Source organism: Pleionea sp. CnH1-48 (assembly GCF_024124665.1).
Taxonomy (GTDB): Bacteria; Pseudomonadota; Gammaproteobacteria; order Enterobacterales; family Kangiellaceae; genus JAMXSB01.
Map to the genome: position 1 here is coordinate 35,123 of NZ_JAMXSB010000001.1, position 17,980 is coordinate 53,102.

At 40.2% G+C, this 17,980-nt stretch carries 21 protein-coding genes; 4 read left to right on the forward strand and 17 right to left on the reverse strand.

What is annotated here, in order from left to right; all coding sequences use genetic code 11:
* Positions 1 to 304 precede the first annotated feature (304 nt).
* The 3 genes from NH399_RS00150 to NH399_RS00160 form a co-directional block, all read right to left on the reverse strand.
* Positions 305 to 1,165 carry a hypothetical protein gene (locus NH399_RS00150; RefSeq protein ID WP_253036388.1) on the reverse strand — a complete coding sequence of 287 codons (861 nt, stop codon included), beginning with the start codon at positions 1,163 to 1,165 and terminating at the stop codon, positions 305 to 307.
* 53 nt (positions 1,166 to 1,218) lie between these two features.
* Positions 1,219 to 1,515, reverse strand: coding sequence for a hypothetical protein (locus tag NH399_RS00155; RefSeq protein ID WP_253036389.1), 297 nt, complete (start codon positions 1,513 to 1,515; stop codon positions 1,219 to 1,221).
* A gap of 76 nt (positions 1,516 to 1,591) precedes the next feature.
* Complete coding sequence (locus NH399_RS00160) at positions 1,592 to 2,317, reverse strand: NAD(P)-dependent oxidoreductase (protein WP_253036390.1); 726 nt, start codon at positions 2,315 to 2,317, stop codon at positions 1,592 to 1,594.
* Positions 2,318 to 2,415: 98 nt separating this feature from the next.
* Here NH399_RS00160 and NH399_RS00165 point away from each other — a divergent pair, with 98 nt between their 5' ends.
* The gene (locus NH399_RS00165) at positions 2,416 to 3,297 is read left to right on the forward strand and encodes a LysR family transcriptional regulator (protein WP_253036391.1); all 882 of its coding nucleotides are present in this window, start codon (positions 2,416 to 2,418) and stop codon (positions 3,295 to 3,297) included.
* A 1-nt stretch (position 3,298) separates the two neighbouring features.
* Here NH399_RS00165 and NH399_RS00170 read toward each other — a convergent pair whose 3' ends face one another.
* The 4 genes from NH399_RS00170 to NH399_RS00185 form a co-directional block, all read right to left on the reverse strand.
* Positions 3,299 to 4,039 carry a serine protease gene (locus NH399_RS00170; RefSeq protein ID WP_253036392.1) on the reverse strand — a complete coding sequence of 247 codons (741 nt, stop codon included), beginning with the start codon at positions 4,037 to 4,039 and terminating at the stop codon, positions 3,299 to 3,301.
* A gap of 116 nt (positions 4,040 to 4,155) precedes the next feature.
* The gene (locus NH399_RS00175) at positions 4,156 to 5,169 is read right to left on the reverse strand and encodes a RelA/SpoT domain-containing protein (protein ID WP_253036393.1); all 1,014 of its coding nucleotides are present in this window, start codon (positions 5,167 to 5,169) and stop codon (positions 4,156 to 4,158) included.
* Between the two features lie 3 nt (positions 5,170 to 5,172).
* A complete protein-coding gene (locus NH399_RS00180; RefSeq protein WP_253036394.1) occupies positions 5,173 to 6,207 on the reverse strand; it encodes a DUF262 domain-containing protein in 1,035 nt (344 codons plus the stop codon).
* A gap of 260 nt (positions 6,208 to 6,467) precedes the next feature.
* Positions 6,468 to 6,875 (reverse strand): helix-turn-helix domain-containing protein, encoded by a 408-nt coding sequence (locus tag NH399_RS00185; protein WP_253036395.1) that lies wholly within the window; start codon positions 6,873 to 6,875, stop codon positions 6,468 to 6,470.
* A 113-nt stretch (positions 6,876 to 6,988) separates the two neighbouring features.
* Here NH399_RS00185 and tmpT point away from each other — a divergent pair, with 113 nt between their 5' ends.
* On the forward strand, positions 6,989 to 7,639 hold the full coding sequence (gene tmpT / locus NH399_RS00190; RefSeq protein WP_253036396.1) for a thiopurine S-methyltransferase: 651 nt from the start codon (positions 6,989 to 6,991) through the stop codon (positions 7,637 to 7,639).
* A gap of 60 nt (positions 7,640 to 7,699) precedes the next feature.
* Here the strand turns inward: tmpT and NH399_RS00195 are convergent, their stop codons facing one another.
* The 5 genes from NH399_RS00195 to NH399_RS00215 form a co-directional block, all read right to left on the reverse strand.
* On the reverse strand, positions 7,700 to 8,194 hold the full coding sequence (locus tag NH399_RS00195) for a DUF2059 domain-containing protein (protein WP_253036397.1): 495 nt from the start codon (positions 8,192 to 8,194) through the stop codon (positions 7,700 to 7,702).
* Positions 8,195 to 8,265: 71 nt separating this feature from the next.
* Positions 8,266 to 9,306, reverse strand: coding sequence for an acyltransferase (locus NH399_RS00200; protein WP_253036398.1), 1,041 nt, complete (start codon positions 9,304 to 9,306; stop codon positions 8,266 to 8,268).
* Between the two features lie 28 nt (positions 9,307 to 9,334).
* On the reverse strand, positions 9,335 to 9,847 hold the full coding sequence (locus NH399_RS00205; RefSeq protein WP_253036399.1) for a YcxB family protein: 513 nt from the start codon (positions 9,845 to 9,847) through the stop codon (positions 9,335 to 9,337).
* 139 nt (positions 9,848 to 9,986) lie between these two features.
* Positions 9,987 to 10,715: a sterol desaturase family protein gene (locus tag NH399_RS00210; RefSeq protein ID WP_253036400.1), complete on the reverse strand. Its 729-nt coding sequence runs from the start codon at positions 10,713 to 10,715 to the stop codon at positions 9,987 to 9,989.
* Positions 10,716 to 10,887: 172 nt separating this feature from the next.
* Complete coding sequence (locus tag NH399_RS00215) at positions 10,888 to 11,976, reverse strand: NAD(P)/FAD-dependent oxidoreductase (RefSeq protein ID WP_253036401.1); 1,089 nt, start codon at positions 11,974 to 11,976, stop codon at positions 10,888 to 10,890.
* A gap of 130 nt (positions 11,977 to 12,106) precedes the next feature.
* Between NH399_RS00215 and NH399_RS00220 the strand changes: the two genes are divergently transcribed.
* Positions 12,107 to 12,985: a LysR substrate-binding domain-containing protein gene (locus tag NH399_RS00220; protein WP_253036402.1), complete on the forward strand. Its 879-nt coding sequence runs from the start codon at positions 12,107 to 12,109 to the stop codon at positions 12,983 to 12,985.
* Positions 12,986 to 13,337: 352 nt separating this feature from the next.
* Here the strand turns inward: NH399_RS00220 and NH399_RS00225 are convergent, their stop codons facing one another.
* The 5 genes from NH399_RS00225 to NH399_RS00245 all read right to left on the reverse strand — a co-directional run bounded on the left by NH399_RS00225 (position 13,338) and on the right by NH399_RS00245 (position 15,551).
* On the reverse strand, positions 13,338 to 13,712 hold the full coding sequence (locus NH399_RS00225; protein WP_253036403.1) for a hypothetical protein: 375 nt from the start codon (positions 13,710 to 13,712) through the stop codon (positions 13,338 to 13,340).
* Positions 13,713 to 13,770: 58 nt separating this feature from the next.
* A complete protein-coding gene (locus tag NH399_RS00230) occupies positions 13,771 to 14,136 on the reverse strand; it encodes a Fis family transcriptional regulator (protein WP_253036404.1) in 366 nt (121 codons plus the stop codon).
* Positions 14,137 to 14,212: 76 nt separating this feature from the next.
* A complete protein-coding gene (locus NH399_RS00235; protein WP_253036405.1) occupies positions 14,213 to 14,608 on the reverse strand; it encodes a hypothetical protein in 396 nt (131 codons plus the stop codon).
* 67 nt (positions 14,609 to 14,675) lie between these two features.
* Positions 14,676 to 15,080, reverse strand: a complete 405-nt coding sequence (locus NH399_RS00240) for a GFA family protein (RefSeq protein WP_253036406.1) — start codon at positions 15,078 to 15,080, stop codon at positions 14,676 to 14,678.
* 75 nt (positions 15,081 to 15,155) lie between these two features.
* Entirely contained in the window at positions 15,156 to 15,551 is a 396-nt protein-coding gene (locus tag NH399_RS00245; RefSeq protein ID WP_253036407.1) for a hypothetical protein, read from the reverse strand.
* A 544-nt stretch (positions 15,552 to 16,095) separates the two neighbouring features.
* On the opposite strand from NH399_RS00245, the gene NH399_RS00250 reads away from it, so the two are divergent.
* Positions 16,096 to 17,808, forward strand: a complete 1,713-nt coding sequence (locus NH399_RS00250) for an EAL domain-containing protein (protein ID WP_253036408.1) — start codon at positions 16,096 to 16,098, stop codon at positions 17,806 to 17,808.
* Positions 17,809 to 17,980: the final 172 nt, after the last annotated feature.

The following is a 17,980-nucleotide window of genomic DNA, read 5'->3' on the forward strand; positions in this document are numbered from 1 at the left end:
ACTTGATTTTCAATATTAGGCATATATCTACACCCCTGAGTCTTATTATGAACTTCACGGTCACCGTTACTTTGTGAATTTTTATTAATTATAAACTCATTCATCTTAGGTTCCTTATGTGCTTTCAATTAATTACCTACACCTTCACTACCTTTCAAGTAAACAAGACGCTCTCTTCAACAAGAAAGATACCGGGAAATAATATCCCTCATAGAAAACTATTTTTCAATCCTAAATAAGCGATGATTCACACAGTAGTATTTAGCTCTTACTAATCACAGAATTACTTTAGTAAAATAGCAGCTCAGAGCTTTTTTATTGACTTTCTTAAGTCCCTAACCAGACTCCGAAGCCACGATTCTTTAACTTCCTGTGTTAATGAAAGCTTCTCTGAGAAACCTTTCTTCTGCTCGAGTCCTAATGTATAAATAAGATAAGCTAACCTAAGCGCTTCGATATTACTTATATCTCTGGGAGGCATCAAAATGTCTTTGCTTGCCCAGCTCTCTGGTTGATTAGTGTAAGCAACCTTTGATTGTCTATTACCAAGATAGTCCCAAAGCCACCATGGGATTGAAACATTCTTGACCTTAAGTTGGCTATGTTCTTTTACCCAATCAGCATGCTGCTGCCAGCGCCATGTGTTAGGACTGTTTTTCTTCATATAAGTAATCCCAACAAAGCTGAGTTTTCTAACCAAAGCTGGGAAGTCTTGCTTTTCTTCATAAGTCCACAACTGAAGGAACTCAAACAGTCGTTGAAAAGTGTTACCACCAGCCACCAAATCAGAGAAGCATAAACCATTCGACTGAGAAATAATTTGGTTTGGCGAAAGCTCAAGCTCAATGAAGTGCTCTTTTAGTGCATCATAGGCATGTGGTAACTCCCCTTTAATATCGTTTATCTCTCCAAATCGATTAGAAATATTCAGCAACTCAACTTTATTTTCATAGTTCGTCCCATCGAAAACACCTGACAGATAGTCAAAGATATTTTCAGGTGAACGACCGACAAAGATTAGCCGTCTACCAGAAGAGCGAGCCACAACTTTCGCGGCACAATCACTTAATTCTTCAACATAACCAGAAAAAGGTACCTCTGCATCATATTTTAGTAAGTTGCCTAGCTGTTCTCTTTTCTTTAAGTTCCATCGAAATGGCTTCATTATTTGTCTCTTTACTAGTTTATATGAAATAATAGTAAATCTTCCCTAAGTAGCTAAACCTGTCTCCTGGAAATACTTCCATCTTCATGATAGTCAAACACAAAAGGAGCTCCTCTTTCGTCAGGAATCCATCCTAGTTTCAATGCCTGGCGAATAATAGCAGCCGCATCTTTTGGAGTAATAACTTTTAAATTTAATCCATCCACACTCGGAAACTCCAACCACATTTGATTGATACCTGAGCCTATATAAACCTCAACTTTTCGGGCAGGGTCATTCGCACTTTCTGCGACGAAAACGACATATCCGCTAGCAGGAGAAATCACCCATCTATATCGGCACTCATCCACTGTGATAACTCTAGATTTCTTTTTACTTAGCATTTGTTTCGTATTTACCTCAACTCTCTAGAAAATAAATTCTCAATTACTTCTCTGCATTATAAATAACAGGCATTTGCAATCTCCATTGCTTCCAAAGTTCATCATTGAGGATTAACCGAGACATAAAGTGAGCAACATTAACTCGGCTCGTTTTTCCAGCATTAAAAATTGCACTACGAATCGGTGATGAAAACAAACTGTACTCAGAAGCTTTGGATTCATCGATTAAACTATCAGGGCGGACTATCACCCATTCGATAAACTTGTGAGTCGAACCAATGTTAGATTGCAAGAAAGCAGCCGCCTTTTCATTATCAATATGAGGTGGTAATAAAAGACGAATTAAGCTCATTACCACAGACTCTCCAAGTGAGACTTTCTCTCCTGCCTGCGTATTCTGGTTTCCTGTGGTATTCATCAAAACAAATTTAACCCTACTTCTGGGTTGAGCCTTCTCGATAGCCAGACACAATCGGCGAACAGCATCAAAAACTAATCGTCTCGGGTGCCCATAAACACCCTTCCACGTCATATTATGGCCTAGACAAGAAGCCACTGCATCGCATCCTTCGACTTGCTCCAACAGCTGAGTGTCCGTCATATCTAGCAGACTGGCTTCGATGATCGTCAATCGTTCATTACTTTTAATCGAATCAGGCAAACTATCTAAAGACCGCACAATGCACCTTACTGTCTCACCCTGATTAAGCAGTTGTTCTACCAATAACCGCCCCGTAGCCCCACTCGCCCCCAACACAAGCGTTGTCATAACATCTGTCTCTCATAACTGCCCCACATAGCGTTACTATACTTATACAAAATTAAAGTATATAGTTTGATTTTGGCATCATAATTATACATTTACGTATGAACTTGGCTTCAAGTCACTTTAATTGGAACCATCTGCGAGCATTTTTGGCCACCGCCGAAGAAGGTACGTTATCAGCGGCAGCAACCATGCTGGGCACCACACAACCCACTCTCAGTCGCCAGGTTGCCGCTCTTGAATCAGAATTAGGGCTCACTCTATTTGAACGAGTTGGACAACGGCTGATATTAACCGATAGTGGCAGCAGGCTTCTTAGTCATGCTCGTTCAATGAATGATGCGGCCAATCAGCTTTCTCTGGTCGCAAAAGGCCAATCCGAACAGCTAGAAGGCTCGGTTGCCATCTCTGTCAGTGAACTGGATGCTGTATTTAGGCTGCCCAAAATGATTGCTAAGCTTCGACAAGAAGAGCCAGGCATCGAAATTGAAGTTGTTGTGACTAATGAAACCAGTGACTTAAAACGAAGAGAAGCTGACATTGCAATTCGTAACTTTCGACCCACTCAACAAGATCTGATTGCAAAAAAATTGGGTGAAGAATCCATTCGCTTATATGGTTCACCTCAATACGTCTCTCAATTTAAATCAGAACCAAGCTCAGATATACGAATTATTGGTTTTGATCGATCAAGTTCGATCTATGAATTGCTTAACTCTCAGGGATTTCAATTGTCGAAAGAAAATATCCCATTAATCACCCTATTCCAACCACTGCAACTAGAACTTTGCAAAGAAGGATTGGGCCTTATCTTTTTCCCTGAAGATTTAGGAAACAACCATCCCAATCTGGCACCAGCATTTGAGCAATCGGCTCCCATTATGCAACTACCAGTTTGGTTGGTCTGCCATCAAGAACTAAGAACCAATCCAAGAGTTCGCAGGGTTTATGATTTCATCGCCACAGAATTGAGCTTAACATGAATCAATTAAACTGCTTTCTCCACGCATGGAACTCTTCAACCAAATCTTCATCAACCGTTCTAGCTGTACCTTCGGAAACATGAACTCCTACTAAATACTCAACTCCATTATATTTTGCCCAAACAGGCCCACCACTCATGCCTTTAGCAGTATCCACTTTGTAAGAGAAGTTTGTTTTCGTTCGATTTTTCTTGATACTCCCTTGACCATATTGAAGTTCGCCACCGGGATAACCAGCGACTTTAATATTCTTAACTTTCAAAGATTCTTTACCAGAGCCAAGTATCACAGACTCTTGTACATCAATTTTTGCTGGCAGCTTTATAAAAGCGTAATCATAAGCATAGGCATGGCCGCTATCATCATAACGAGTCACTTCGCGGGTACGAGCGATATCCTTTGGCGTGATGGTGGAAGTTACAACACTTCCATCGGAAGATTTGCAAACGACATCAACGCCAACCAGCTTACTCCTCCAAGAGTCATAAACATTGTGCCCTGCCGTTATCAGATATTCACCACTAAAAAGCGTCCCCGTTGCATTAAATGTCTGTTCAGAGCCAAGCAGCAGATACACTGACCGAGTGGTTCTTAAGTAACAGATGTTGGTGGGAACCTTATCAGGAAACAGACCTGAGAAATCTCTGTTTACCAAGGTCTTCTGGCCGCCACATGAAGTTATCAATGCAGTCACCACCCCTGTACATATAAACTTATAAAAACAAAAATACCTTGTTTTCATTACTATCACCTCCCTTAGCCTAAATACTAAATGATTAACTTATCTAATCACCGACTTAGAACCAAATGAAACATTATAGTTCCATTATTGAGCTCCCCAAAATTGGTTTATGCTTCTTACTCAATATCAAATGAACTACAAGGAATTGATAAATTTGGAAAAAGATCCTTCATTTCTTTAGTAACTAACATATTATAGCTGCCAAATTTCTTTTCAGACTTATCAGATAACCTTTCAAAAAAAATACAAGCAACTAACTGGAATAAAGAAATGCTTCTAGGTATCGAACCTGGTCCAATACTTACAACTTGATCTTTGATAGTAGCAAACAACTCATCTATTTCTTTTATACTACAAAAAGATCTTCCCGATGGCTTTTTATTGCTCTTCATCTGGAATAGTTTATATACATTACTAGAAAATCTGGTCCAGTCTGACGGTTCCATTTCAGAAGGAAGAAAACCTTCCTCTATTAGGTTGGTAAAGAAAAGTTGAATTTTTGTCTGATCCTCAACATCGGGACTTTTACTTTCCAAAATGTGCTCGCTAGCATGATCAAACGCAAGCACAAGTGTTTCGATTTGCTCTGTAGCAGCTTTGAGCTGTGCTGCTAGCCTCTGTCTTTTCCAATCGACAACCGGAGATTTATAAGCAAGTGCATGAGTAGTTTTTGACCATGCATACTCAAAAATTGTTCTTATTTGAATCTCAAAAAAAATTTCATAAAGCGGTTCGTAACTATCTACATGAGCTGGCTTTTTTATTCTACAATATACACGAGTAGAGTCATAGCGAAAAACATCGGCAGGCTTATTTTGCTCTCCCTTATACTTTGACTTATCAAAGTCAACTTGAAATGAGTCAGATAAAAACTCTCGAACAAAACTTTCTTGATCAGGAAGATTCACAACGATAGTACACGCATATAAATCTGTCAGATCATCCCAGCTTGAGTACAACCCTGTTTCTAACTTTTCTGACACCGAATTCCGACTTTTTATTCTTCCTTCGAATAAAAAGCCATTTTCTTCACAGAAAGGACTAATTATCCCTTTAACTCTATTTTGTATATGGTTGAGAAAGGTCAAATTCTCAGAATATCTAAGCAACAATGATGAATACGCCATCATCCATCAACCTTCTGAAATCATATTTTTTATTATTCTAATTCTAGTGGTACGTGGACCACTATCATTCGACGCAGATCTCGCCGCTTTATAATATTCTTCATATACCTCATTACTTGTCCTTTTCGACTCATCATCAATAGCTTCAGCGAATCCTGTGAGCACCCTCAATAATAAATTTTTATCTATTGCCTTATCCTCATTGACAAGAGCTGCTATTGCTCCAAAGAGAGAGTAAAAATCTGCTTGATTCTTGAAGCGTGACTTTAAAAACCTTCCATCCGAATCTGCCTCATATATAGATTTTATGTGTTTAATAGTAGATTTAAAAACATCTTCAACATCCGTCTTAGACTCCCAGTCTAAATCTCGTTCTGAAAAAGCTTGATCTAGTGATTGAGTAGAATGACCTTTGGGGCCTATATCAAGCAATAAAAGCAAGTGGGCAACAAACTCTACATCTTTCATTTGTTTTTTTGACTGCGAGCTTATTTTAGGGAAGCCACCAGGAAGATTTCTAGCCATCCAAGACGTCATCTCCTCACATGATGTTATAAAAGCTCCATCATACTGCGCATGCCTCAGCTCTTGGTTAGATAGCTTTGCAGTATTTCTGTTTATCCTGTCAAAGATTTTATTGATAGTGCCCTCATTATCAGTTGGTAAGTATTCAACCGAAAACTGATAAGACCAGACATTCTTTTTAATATTTCTTTCTAAATCACTAAAATACTTTCCACGAAAATCACTTATCTGAGCTTTATCTGACACTGGAAATTCGTTATTAACGAACTCAAATATCGTTGTTAGCCTCTGCTTTCCATCGACCACATGATACGTAGCCAAACCTTCATCATTAATTTCCTCATATAGAAATATTGCTGGAGCAGGATAATTCAGTAACAAAGTATCTACGAAGTAATCTTTAAACTCTTGATTCCATACGCTTCTCCTTTGATAAGGTGGTGTTAAATCTAAAAGCTTTCTTGTATAAATATCATTAAACCACGCAATTGTCTGGAAGTTCTGTTTTCTATTCAATTTAAATCCTTTAATTATTTTATAAAGAATATATCTGTTACTAGAGCTCGGCCTTTGACACACTTACTTTAGAATAATCGTTTAGCAATAGAGAGTTAAAAGTCAGCTATTAGTCTCAGAGTTTTAGTAACAATAAGTTAATAAATCAAGCATCGCAATGACAAAGAATATCCCTTATTTGAATAAATTTTTCAATCATATATAAGAGATATTTCACAGAGTGGTAACTCAACTTCCAGAACTACAGAGCGCTTAGAAATTCACCGAACTTTCACAGAAGACTTAACTCGCCCCTTTCCTGCCACTTTCAAAATCCGCAAAAACTTAGGGCATTCAAAATGACTGGGTGCCTGGCAAGCAGCAGCATGACGTAGTCCATTGCGCATGCGAGTCAGCTCTTTAATCTTCTCGTCCAACTCATCGGCTTTTGATAACAACAAGGCGCGATCAATTTCACCGCCACCTTCAGTAAACATGCTTTTGATTTCGCCCAAAGAAAAGCCCACACGAGTACCCAACGCAATCAATGCCAAGCGCTGTAACACCGATTGATGATATTGACGTCTTAAACCATTACGCCCATTAGACTCAATAAGCCCTTTTTCTTCGTAATATCTAAGTGTTGATGTCGGCAACTCCGACAAACGGGAGACTTCCGCAATATCCATAAAAACCTCCAAAGCCCCTTGACTTAAAGTTAACTTTAAGTTGTAGACTAATCCAACATGACAAGGGATTCAAGGCTAATCCCTATTCAGCACAACGATTACAGGAGGCTTCTATGAAGGCAGAGTTCTGGCATGATAAATGGCAATCAGGTGATATCGCGTTTCACGAGAGTGACGGAAACCCATTGCTAAAAGAGCATTTTCATTTACTCAATCTAGGCAAAGGCAACCGGGTATTTTTGCCTCTTTGTGGTAAAACCGGAGACATCGCATGGTTCATGAGTCAGGGCTTGCAGGTGGTAGGTGTTGAACTGAGCCGATTGGCCATTGAAGAGCTCTTCGCGGAGCTACAGGTTACTCCAGAGATTACTTACGAAGGCGAGCTGATACGCTTCAGCAGCCCTGGAGTGGACATATTTGTTGGAGATATCTTTCACCTGGATGCCGAAAACCTGGGTCATGTTGACGCTATCTATGACCGAGCCGCTTTAATCGCGCTGCCCGAGGATATTAGGCGTCGATATGCCAGCCATTTAATCGCTTTATCATCGACAGCACCCCAACTGTTGATCACCTATGAATATGACAAAGACTTGCTACAGGGTCCGCCCTTTTCTCTTGAGCAGCCTGATTTGCTAGTGCATTACGGATCTAGTTATCAGTTGCACTCAGTCTTTCGTCTTAAAGAAGAGAACGGACTCAAAGACAATGTTGACTGCGTCAGTTCCGTTTGGCATTTAGAACCAAAAGAATCCTCGGCATAAAATAAAACAGGCCGTTGAATTACATCATCCAACGGCCTGTTCGAGTAAGAACTGTTCGGCCTACTTCAACTCGATACCTTCTTTTTTAAAGCGCTCTAAAATTCGCTTTTCGATTTCTGGCCCCAAAGATTGTCCATGTTTTTGACCTGCCATCATTGACTCTTGAGTAATTTGAGGAAGATGCAGTGCCATTCTTTTGCCTGTCGGAGTTTTATAAAAAGCCACAATCTCTTTTAACTCCTTGGTAGAAAAATACTTATGATAAATTCCATAAGACATATTATGAACAAAGCCGTTATCAATAAACTGCTCAATCATCAAAGCTTTGACTTCTTCTTGAACGATAGCAATAGCTTTGGGATCAAGATTGCTTCGTTGAGACATGGCGACAATGATTTGATCGGCAACCGCTGTGCCCATCATCTCTCCAATTTTTAAAGCGCCTGTGATTTCCAGCAACTCATCAATAACTCGCTTCTTTTCATCTGTTAAGTCTTCTGCAAAAGAAACCTGAGAAAAGGCTAGTAGAATTGATACTAATAAAACTCTAATCATTTTTAGATCCTTAATCTATTTAAAACTACAATAACTTTTAAAATGCTTTATCGAGCATTAATAAACAACGGTTAACAACGCGCAGTTTGAGAAGCTTCCAACCTCTCGTTTCGAGACATAATACTCCGAATCCATTTAGCTAATGGCTTTTCGATAAAACGAAAAGACAAATAAGCCACAAATGTGCTGAGTAGCACAAATACAACAAGCTTAAGCTCCAGACTCATTTCGAGCTTGTTCACCTGCCATAAAATAGGCATGTGCAACAAATAGAGTGAATAAGATATTTTGCCAATAAAATCACCTAGCCTATTCGACAGCAGGCGACTACCATCGGGCACCAAAAATACAATGCAATAAAATACCGCTGACATCACTAACAATACTTCATAGCTCAACCACATGCGTCTTTTGGCATCCGACGCAACCGGTGAAAACTCTGGGTACAAGAATGGCACTAACAAAAGAACACCAACAAACCAGCTGCTTTTTAGATATTCTGGAACTTTGTAGGTTTTGTAATACATCCCAAACAACATACCCACCAAAAAGTATGGAAGGCTTCTAAAGAGATGGAAATCATAAGGCAACCCTGCGACATCACCATGAGGGCGAGGAAAGTTCACAAGAAATAACGTAATTAGCACTGCAATGACTACCAAATGAACCATCCCAGGACGCCAACTGGCTAAAAACCAAAATCCTATAAATAGAATATAGAAGTGAATTTCGGGAGCAATTGTCCATAAAACGCTCTCGCCATCCAGAAACAACAAATGAGAAATCAGATCTGATGTTTCAGATACATCATAACTGATATCAAGACCGACGTGTCTTGTACCGAAAGAGAAGAATACAACGAGCAAGTAGAGCGGAATCACTCGACCGACTCTGGCCAGAGCATAACGAGTCACATTGGCTTTATCAAAATGTCTATCAAAATAAAGATAAGACATTAAAAATCCACTCAATAAAAAGAACAGCATCACTCCGTATTGACCAGCACGACCTCCCAGACTGCCATCCAACCAATCAGTGGCATCACTAAAATGAGTAATCACGACGATGAGAGCGGCTATGCCTCTCAGTGTGTTTAGCTTTCTTATCTCCAAGGTGGTTTCCTATTCTTTTTGTTCTTGTTTATCTGTGTGAATACTGTTCGTTAACAAACTCGTAGAAGCTATCGGGGTTACTCAACTTTGACTCAGGAAAGATATAAGCTTGCACCGTATCGAGGTGGATAAAAATCATCCCATCAGATCGCTCGATTCGCTTTACAATCGACCAAGAATGGAAGCTTTGATACCCATTGCCTTCCGAATGAATCCCTTTATCATCAAACCTAAACTGATGCTCACCGCAAAAACAACCGGAGTCCGATGGCTCAAATGTCTTTTTAATTTTGAGCATATTAACAATGAATACTCCAGCTACCAAAATAAAAAACACAGCGACCGATATTGCCGTTGGCCAGTGAAACTCAGTGTATTGTCTGAAAACCACCAGAAATACAACGGCGATAACAAGCCACCCCACAAACTGAACAAGTTGATTATCTAACCAAGTCTTCGGAATGGTTTTAGGCAGCTCCCTTTCAAGATACCCTTGATACTGCACCCAATCTTCTTTATCTAACTTAATATTAATTTCCATACTCACAAGTAACCTAATATTATTTTGATTAAACTTCGTCTTTTGTTATTAAAATTGCCGCTGTATGAATCGTTGCCATATCTCGCGATAAATTCATCACACTTATTATTGCATCTTCAACTCACCTAAGAAGCATTATTTACTCTATAACTTTTCGATACCGAGTATTCAAAACTCGATCCCAAAAGCTATTAACAAACCCAAAGTTAAATTTTCCTAGCCTATGATGGCTAGAATGATCTTGGGAGTATTTGAAAACCCATTGAATCAACCCATTATTTGATTGGATTTTAAAGTTAGAATGCAAAAGGATAGTAAACACCATGCCACCAACATGGAATAGTAACGCCAGCCCCAAGCTCAAAGAAAACATGGTCATAAAAATAGGCGCACTAAACCCTATAAATGCGGCTTCGATTGGATGCACGCTATAAGACGACCATGGAGTGACTCGTACCGACCAATGATGAACATAATGGTATCGACTAAAAGGTTTTAAATGCAGTAAGCGATGGACAAAATAAGAATAGGTTTCGTAAAACACAACAAAGCTGACCCACTGCCAAGCAAAGTCAGAGATTGACGTTGGCCACAAGCCATCAAAAAGCCCACGGCTGGCTAAGCTGCCTAGAGCGAAAATAAAACAGGTTGTAAGGCCAAACTTAATTTCCCACCTGAACTGCTCCTCTTTGAGTGGACGCTGGTCAATATGAGTCCCTTGACCTCTTTCTACCAGTTTGCCAATGACCAAAGAAAGAAAAGATGAAGCTATGACATAAACCAGAATGTTTGTCATCGCGGACATCAAAAAGGCAATCAACCAATGTGTGTTTATCCAAAACTCTAACAGTTCGTTAATAAAAGTCATAAATCTGACAATAGCATCCACTTGCTATAAGGAGCCGCACTCTTCCAATACAGGCTCAACCTTAAATAAAAATATCACTCTCCATGAGTGAAGCTATGACTGCTAATGATAAACAAGAAAGTCTGCGATGTCCAAGATGCCTCCTCGCCCAACGAGAAGGCATAAAAAGATGTTACTCTGCCCGCAAATCGGGCGTGGTTCCATACATCTTATACATATTGGTGATCCCCATGTCTTTTTGCTTAAGACCGATAACAAACTTCATAGTGGTGACACCAAAAGGCAATTGCGCAACACCTGAGTCGGTGCCTGTGGGTGTTACCATGACTAAAGGCGGAGTCTTGTAAGTTTTAACTTTTTTCCCTTTGATGGATTTCGCTATATTTTTGGCCAGAAATCCGCCTTGCACACTCGCAAGAAACCCATGCTTACGAGAATCAAGCGTCGAGCAATCCCCTAGCGCATAGAGATTGTCATACCCTTGCACACGGGCCATTTCATCAACTTTTACCAAACCTTTCGTATCCAGAACGCCAGATAAGTTGGACTGCAAAAACTCTGTATTGGGCATCATACCTACGCACTCATAAGCCTTATCAACAGAGAGCGTTTCTCCTGTTTTTTCGCAGCGATAGGCATCTCCCTGCTTCTTAAAACGTCGATTAAACTTAACTTTTATACCCTTAGCGATGAGTTGTTCCCATGCTTTTAGCTGTGCTTTTGGCGGCGAGCTCTCTAACAGTCGGTCACCGGAATGAGCCAGCGTGATGCTTTTATCAGGGAAGGCGCTGGCAATTTCTCCGGCCAACTCTACGCCGACACTCCCACCGCCAATAATCAATACAGAGGCTGCCGATGTGAGAGATTGATGAGCATTTTGCATCTCTTGATTTCTCGCGGCATAAGTTAAACTGGTGAGTGTTTTAGCCTCTGGCAATGTGGGATAGCGGCTTCCCGTTGCGATAATCGCTTGCTGAAACTCGATGCTTTCTCCAGTATCAAGTTCAACGCGATGATGAGTCATCGAGCTTACCCCAGCTTGTATGAAAGTGCCTTTAAGGAAATCTCTATAAAGCTTTCTAGGCGTGTTGCCATGCAGCCGTGGAGCCGTCACGTTACGCAAGGTGGCAAAAGTCACCTCGAAATACTCTTTCTTATCAACCAGGGTGACTTCAACCCCCTCTTTCGCTAGTCCCTGGGCTACCGCCACGCCTGCAAAGCCTCCGCCAATGATTAACACTTCTGTCTGCCGATGATTCATGTCGCTTGTTTCCTGTGGGATTCTAAAAATAGGTTTCAATCAATCTTGAGAACACGATATCATTAGATATTTTCTATTTAAATTTGCAATTATCTATCTACTAGTTAGATTTTCACTAAGGAGTGATATTGTGACCCTGGATCAGCTCAAATCTTTGCAGGCCATCGTTGAAGGAGGCTCGCTGAAAGCTGCGGCTCAGCAACTCCACCGAACACAGCCCACCATTAGCGTGGCCATCAAGAACCTTGAGCAGGAACTGGGGGTCACTCTGTTCGACAGGGAACAATATCGGAATACATTGACCCCACAGGGAAAAGCGCTTTACGAAAAAGCCAAGCAAGTGCTAGGGCAAGCACTGTCAATGGAAAACCTGGCGAAACAGCTAAAAAGTGGACAAGAGCTTGAGGTAGGCCTCGCTTTTACCTCCGCCATCCCTGTTGCCCCCATCTTACAAACCATCCGCCAATGCAAAGCAGAGTACCCAGGCACGCGACTGGAGATTGTGTCTAAAAATGGAATGGGACCGCTGGACGTCCTAGAAGAAGGCCGAGCCTCTTTGTTGATCATTCCCTGGCTCAAAAACATCGAGTCGTTGGAGTCCATGCACTTTATGAATTTGCGGTTTATGTCTGTTATTTCGGCACAATCTCCTTTGCTATCGAAGTACGAAGTTGTTCCCAAAGAGGTGATTCGTCGACATCCGCAAGTCGTCATCAGTGGACGAAAATCATCAAAAACCACCTACGGCGTTCTCGAAGGCGGAGATCAATGGCGAGTGAATGACTTTCTCACTAAAAAAGAATTGATCGTTCAAGGAATGGGCTGGGGAAGTTTGCCAGAGCACCTCATTAAAGAAGAGCTCGATCAAGGTCTGCTCGCTCCCCTGCGTGTAGAAGGAGAACCCAAACCGTCTGAAGTTGAGTTTCGTATAGCGCGTCTAGAATCTGAGACTGCAGGGCCAGTTGGTCAAAGGCTCTGGCAATTGTTTCGAGAAAGAGCGGCGGGATAAAGTAAATACGTTATATCTGCGTCAAAGCGATATTGATTGTAGGTCGCTCACACTGCTTATCTAGTTGAGTCAGCTTGGAGCAGCTTGCATTCTTAATAGAGTTTTGAAAATCACGGCTCATCCTGTTGCAGTAGCGAACTTTATAGAATAGAAAAAGAAAAGTGATGATACTCTAATGATATCAAAGCTTTCTACCAAGTGTCCTCACTGCGGTCGTTCTATTTCTGAATTGAAAGAGTAGTATAAATAGATTTTTGTTGCTGTTTTTAATGGGAAAATGTAACGTTTAAATGACGGAGGCTGTCAGGCATCGAACTGATTATTTTTGTTAGGAGTGAAACACTGGCACATACTAAGAACGTCTTTGGAAACTTGATACCCCATTCTCTAATAGCCATTCATGAAGCCAATTATGGTTATGAACAATATAGTCACCCTCCCATTGGTTACTTCTAATCCAGTAGCCAATTAGAATTCCGAAGCTGAATATTAGAGTTTTATTATTCATGAAGTTGATATAAATTTCCGGCATCATCATCCAACCGGGAGCAGCTTTAGTTGATGTATCTATTTCTATAGTTTCTGCAAAACGATTAACCACATCGTTATCTTGAATATCAGCAATAACAATATTACCTTTCTTACGCTTAATATTTAATGCTTTTTGTTGAGTTACAATGATCCTATTTGAATCTTTTGCCAGCTGACTAATCGAGTTCTTATTCATAACTTAACACTTAATCCATTAAAGAATGGCACAGCTAAGCATCCACTTGATTAACTTGTTAGGCATGACGAGCATTTTGTAGTCCATCAAGCCTTTTATTCCAGTTACCGTCGTGCTCATTTTCACAGGCTTCCTCAGTATCAAATACAATACGCCTTTTTATGTCTCTTACTTTTATATTGCCGGACAAAAGTCTGTTTTCAATAGCAGCCTTAAACTCATTAACAGTGTTATTTCCAGTTATCTTTATCAAGTTTTCTTGAGTATCAAACACACAGATTATCGATAAACTATCCGGAAACGAATGAAAATTAACAATGTGAGTGAGCCATTGAAAGCCCTCATACGTCTTAAGATCTTCCTCACATGCATCAGTGAGAGCTGAAACTATGCTCTTCTCTAACTTTTTGTCTGATTTCCGCATGATGTTTTCTACCTAACGCCTTAGTGAGCTGATCTGCCAGAGGTCAGCATGATTAATATGTAATGTCATTATACGCTCACCCAAGGGTAAACCAAGCCACTACTTCCTTATTCCAAGGTGAGAAACTCTGCGGTTCTATTTTTTCCGCGTAATAACGTTCCAGACTCTCAGCTGTAGCCCCCCTACTAGGAGGGTGATTACCTTCTTTGTCGAATGACCATTGCGTCCCTACCATTTTCTCAAACCTCTCTTTCTCAGAGAGTAGCTGATCTATTTCTTTTTTTGATAGTTTTAGTATCACATAAGTATAGTGTTCGGGAACATCTTCTGGGAAACAACAACAAAACAGAATTTTATTTTTATAATAAACTAAACCTCCTATTGGGCCATCGTAATAATCAGATATAAAGCACCAATCAACTTCTTTTGGTTTTATCTCCAAGTGCTCAAGAAGAATTTCATTTCTATCCATATATTTAACAATCACTAATGGTCTAACGCTTTAAAGAATGCCTCTGAGGTTCAGCTTGATTCATTTATTATACATGTTCAGGTCCTGCTTCTGGATACTGTGGGACACCTTCGGGAATAACTTCCCACGCAGCTTTGGAATCGACAAATATGTGTCTTCCAATTTCTATTCGTGGATCGTCATTTAAGCAACCCAACGTGATTCCATGAACATGACCATCATGAATGCCACACAAAGTTGACCCACATTTGCTACAAAACTGTAAACCAAAACCATGCTTACCGACATACGAGGTAAGTAACTCCTGGCCTTTAATCCACTTAAAGTCATCTCGCTCTACAATGGCATAAGCTGACGCCTGTGAACTAAAAGCTTTGCGACAACGCGAACAATGACATGAACGAGCATCCTTGAGAGCACCTGAAATTTCATATTTAATCTCACCACAAAAACATTCACCACTAATAGTCACACTTAATTTTCCTTATTCATAACGCTTTAATGAGCCGTGCCGCTAAACGCCAGCTTAATTAATTTGTTATACAAATTACGCCTCTATCAAAGCATTGGTTTTATACTTTACCGTCTTTCTTCTCCAAAAAGAAAAATTGAAAAGCGAAGTAGTTGAAAATGTTACCCAGACTCCATCTTCAAGTGACTGTACCTGCCATTTGTACTCTTTGCCACGCCGAAGGTAGACTTTCAGGCGACAGGCATCAGATAGCCCCCAAACGAAACAGTTTAATGCGTCTTTGAGTTCATTCTTATCAAAATGCTCATGCCAACTACTAAACCCTATTGTGTATTCTCTCTCATCTTCTCGAAACCACACATCAAAGCCATTTTCTGAATCAGGGATTACACAAATGTAATTTTCCTTCTCCTCGAACTTCACGTTAGGGTATTTTTTGAGTTTGCTTTTAATCTCTTCAATTGGACTCATAGCTTTACATGTATAAGGAGTTAGTGAACCGAAATCTTTCGGCTTCCTCCTGAGAAGGCACTAACCTTTTGTTTTTATTCATCAATATATATCTAATATTCTACCAGATATAAGCCGAACATTTCATGATATCTTGCTACTGGAATCCCAAAAGGCTCGATATATCCCCGAACAAATAACGAAACACTGGTGATACCCTCAGAGTCAACACCTTCTTAACTTAGCCTTTACTTTCTTCTCAAAACCCACGGATAGGATTAACTCGTTCTACTTTCATGCAATGAACTCATTAATAAAAAACATCGCTGAATCCACATAGACTTCTGTTAACTCTATCGCTTACCTACCAAAACTACGAAAACATCTAGGTTAAAGGCTTTGGTCGAATCTCACTATTAAATGATTCACGGCATACGAAGGCATATCCCATTTTATGATGTCTATTCTGCGTCCAAGTCCGTTGCTGTCGTAATACAAAGATCGGGACTATAATTTTTCTACCCTTAAAGATAGATTCTCTTTAATAGCTCGTTGAGTTGACAGAATGTCACGGAAAAATGATCAAATACCTGCTGAGCAATTGCTTCGGATCGTATTAGATGCAATTCCTTTGCGCGTCTTCTGGAAAGATGTCGATCTGAACTACCTGGGTGCCAATCAAAAGTTACTCGATGATATCGGTTTTAAACAACTTGATGATTTGATTGGACAATCAGACTACGCCATTTATGACACTCCAGAAGAAGCAGAGCCCAAACGAGATGATGACAGAGAAGTAATGCGCACGGGCCAGCCAAAGCTTGATATAGAAGAACCTCTCCCCATTCCAGGCAAAAAGCTCAAATGGTTGCGCACCAATAAAGTTCCGATGAAAACGCCAAGCGGAGAAGTCATTGGGATATTAGGCACCTACCAAGATATTACGGAAGAAGTTGAATATCGACATTTGATCGAGCGTCAGGCATTGATCGACCCATTAACAGGTTTAGCCAATAGACGCTGCTTGCAAACACAAATCTTGGAGAGTAAATGTGAGTTTGGTGGCTTGTTGTTTATCGACCTAGATCGATTTAAGCAAGTTAATGATTCTTTGGGCCATTCCGTCGGCGATAATCTATTACAGTTGATTGCTAGCAACTTCCAAGAAGTCGCAGATAAACATAATGCATTATTAGCAAGGTTAGGTGGAGATGAATTTAGCATCTATAAAACCTTTGAAACGGCATCAAATATTGAAGACTCTTTAGAAAGCATTGCCCAAGATGTACTTAATACATTAAACAAGCCAATAAAACTAAAAAACCATGTAGTTACTATTGGTGCGAGTGTAGGTATTGCGACCATTTTAGAAGCAAGTCGCTCCTCACAAGATAGTTTTGCAGAAGCAGACCTCGCCATGTACAGCGCCAAACTCGGAGGGCAGAACAAATATCAATTTTTCACGGAAGAACTGAGAATATCTGCTCATCGACAACATAAGTTGTATTCTTGCTTGCAACATGCCCTCGCTCAAGACGAATTCTACTTAATGTATCAACCTCAGTTTGATAGCAATCAAAACCTGATTGGCACAGAAGCATTGATAAGATGGAAAAGTGCAGAGCTCGGCGAAGTCTCGCCCGTAGAGTTTATCCCTATTGCTGAGGAAACAGGCATGATCCACGAAATAGGTGACTGGGTGATTCGCGAAGCATTGGATAGTTTGCAAAACTGGACAGCGTTATTGGCCAACAACCCCAATTTTAAACTCGCCATCAATGTCAGCTCTAGTCAATTTGAAAATAAGCAACTGCCACTTTACATAAAAGGACAACTTTTAATTCGAAGCCTCAATCCAGGAAACCTGGAATTAGAAATCACCGAAAGCTTACTGCTAGATCATAAAAAGAGTGCCGTAGAAGCGATGGAAGAACTCAAAAGAATTGGCGTCACCATAGCGATAGATGACTTTGGTACGGGATACTCATCTTTGTCATACTTGGCCACATTACCATTAAACAAACTAAAAATAGACCGCTCATTCGTAACAGACTTGCACAATAACAGCACCAATAAAAAGCTGGTGGAAGCCATTGTTAATTTAGCCTCAGGTTTAGATCTAAATGTGATTGCAGAAGGAGTTGAAACCCTTGAAGAAAAGAGTACGTTGGAAAATTTGAGTTGCTTTAGCTTTCAAGGATACTTTTTTGCAAAACCACTTTCTTTGCTTGAGTTTGAGCAAAGTCATAATGGGTTCGCAGGAAGCTGCCGAGCCTGAATGTTGAGTTTTTTGAAATTTACATACTTAAAGAATGAGTAAAGTGAAAAAATTGTGAATACGCTATTTTCCCTGAGGCCCTATCTTTAAACCCCACGTGTTGTCAGCCAGACTTTGTATGAGTATTCGGAGCGAAGATTGAAGTGATAATTTAGAAACACCGTAACTTCCT